Here is a 2,273-nt window from a genome sequence, read left to right as displayed (position 1 = left end):
CGGCATTCCATACGTCGAACGACACGGCCTTGTGCTCGGTTTCCTCGAGCGCGTGCCAGATCCACATCTGGCGGTAGCCTTCGACCGAGCCGTCGAGGCGCGTCGGGTCGCGCAGCAGCCAGTCGGCGATGGCTGGAAGTGCGTCGACGAGCGTGCGCGTCAGCCCGAACACGTCCGCGAGGTTCATCGCCTCGTCGAGCAGCGCGCGGCCGGCGCCCCCCGACTGTTCGAGCGCGAACGCGCTGAGCGCCATGATCTCGATGCGCGCTTGCCCCATGCTCATTTCACGGGCCAGCACGGCGGCTTCGTCGAGCGCCGCGCTCGCGTCGTCCCAGCGGCGCGCGGCCAGCGCCGCACCCGCGTGCGCGGTCGCCTGCAGCAGCACGACAGGGCGCCGCCACAACGGCCCGTGCGACGGAAACTCGGCCGCGGCGATCGCATCGATCCGCTCGACGAGCGCATGGCAGGTTGCCTCTCGATAGCGCGCCGCGTGGATGCGCACCTGTTCGGCGAGACTCGCGACCGACAGGCGCGGCAGGCGGCGCGCGACGCCCATCGCATCGAGCGCTTCCAGCAGGTCGATCGCACGGTGCTCGACGCCGCGCAGCAGCGCGATGCGCGCGGCGGTGCGATAGCCGAGCAGCACGGTATCGGGCGTGCCCGCATGCTCGAGCACGTCGAGCCGGTTCGCGAGCAGCGCGGCGGCCTGGTCGACGCGATCGGCCTCGTAGGCGAGCGCCGCGCACATCGCCGCGAGCATGCAGGTCAGCGGATGGCGGCGCCCGAGATCGGCTTCCGCGCGCGCCAGCGCCGGCGACAGCGCGTCGTCGGCCAGCCGGACCTGGCCTTCGCGCAGGTAGCTCAGCCCCGTGATCAGCTCGCCCCAGCGCGCGACATAGCCGAACCCGGCCGCCGTCTCGCCGCGCGGCGCCGCGTGCTGGAAGCGGCGCGCCTGCGCCGGTTCGCCGACGATGATCGCGCGTGCCGACAGCCGGTTCGCGTGCATTTGCGCGAGCCAGGTCGCCGCCGGTGGCGTGAAATCGGCCCACGGTTCGAACAGCTCGACGAAGCGGTCGATTTCGTCGGCGTAATACGCGGCCGCGCTGAGGATCAGCGCACATTCGTAGCGCATCGCCGCGGGCGTGCCGGGATCCGCGAGGATGCCCGCGATCTGGCGCCGCGCCTCGACATGGCGCTCGCCGAGCGCCAGCGCCCATGCCACCGCGACGCGCAGCGTCGGACGCTTGTCGAGCTCCGCATCGGGCAGCAGCGCGAGCCAGTCGAGCACGTCGTTGATACGGCCCTGCTTGATCGCATCTTCGAGGCAACGCTGCGCGAGCGCGTACGCCACCTCGAACTGGCCTGCCGCATACGCGTGGCGGGCCGCTTCCTCGGTCATCCCGTGCGCGTCGAGCCATGCGGCCGCACGCGCATGCAGCGCGCTGCGCTCGGCGTCGGGGCCCGCGGCCAGGCGGTCGCGCAGCGTGTCGCGCACGAGCGGATGCAGCCGGCACCAGTCCGAATCGTCCGACGCAATGAACAGCGGCGTGTCGCGTGCGAGCCGCGCGAGACGGTCGGGCGCGTCCGCGTCGTCGAGCAGCGCGGCGCACAGCGACGGATGCAGGCGATCGGCGACACTCGTGCGGGTCAGGAACGCGGTGTCGTCGGCCGACAGGTTCGTGAGCAGCAGCTCGACCAGCCGGTCGCGCGTGCCGTCCACGCGGGCGGCGAGCGCGTCGACCGCCTGACGCGGATCGGCCGAGTGCGCCATCGCGGTCATCGCGAGCTGCAGGCCGAGCGGCCAGCCGTCGACACGTTCGAACAGCCGCGCGCAGGCGTCGGCATCGACCCGCTGCGCAAAGCGCGCACCGACCAGCGCGATCGTCTCGTCGAGCGTGAAGCGCAGCCAGTCGGGGCCCGCGAGCGTGCATTGCCCGCCGGCGAGCAGATCGCCGGCCACGTGATCGAGCCCGCGCCGCGCGGCGACGACGACATGCAGGTTTTGCGGCGCGTTGTGCAGCACGTAGGTCAGTGCATCGAGGCCGGCTGGCGGCAGCCGCTCCGCATCGTCGACGATCAGGAGCGCATCGATCGACAGTTGCGCGACTTCGGCCAGCCACGCGGTCACGCCCTCCAGCGCGCGCGCCGACGGTCGTGTTCCCCGATCTCGCGACGATGCGTGCGCTCGTCTGGCACAACGACAACCAGTGGCGCTACGGGCTGCATGCGACGCCGACGTCGCTCGCGCTCGCGCAGCGGCTCGCCGAGATCGA

General features: G+C 72.3%; 1 protein-coding gene and 2 pseudogenes. 1 reads left to right on the top strand and 2 read right to left on the bottom strand.

Translation table 11 applies throughout. The features are described from left to right. Positions 1–115 (bottom strand): metal-dependent hydrolase (locus G3N61_RS39985; RefSeq protein ID WP_241018129.1); only part of this gene is annotated, 115 nt, incomplete at its 3' end. Positions 116–118: 3 nt separating this feature from the next. Beyond that, positions 119–2,146 (bottom strand): annotated as a pseudogene (locus G3N61_RS38790) (LuxR family transcriptional regulator); the annotation flags it as partial. Here G3N61_RS38790 and G3N61_RS39980 point away from each other — a divergent pair. Further along, a pseudogene (locus tag G3N61_RS39980) lies at positions 2,131–2,273 on the top strand (cystathionine beta-lyase); the annotation flags it as partial. The pseudogenes G3N61_RS38790 and G3N61_RS39980 overlap by 16 nt on opposite strands.

Source organism: Burkholderia sp. Ac-20349 (genome assembly GCF_017104865.1).
Taxonomy (GTDB): Bacteria; Pseudomonadota; Gammaproteobacteria; order Burkholderiales; family Burkholderiaceae; genus Burkholderia; species Burkholderia aenigmatica.
This window is presented reverse-complemented; position numbering and strand designations above follow the sequence as displayed.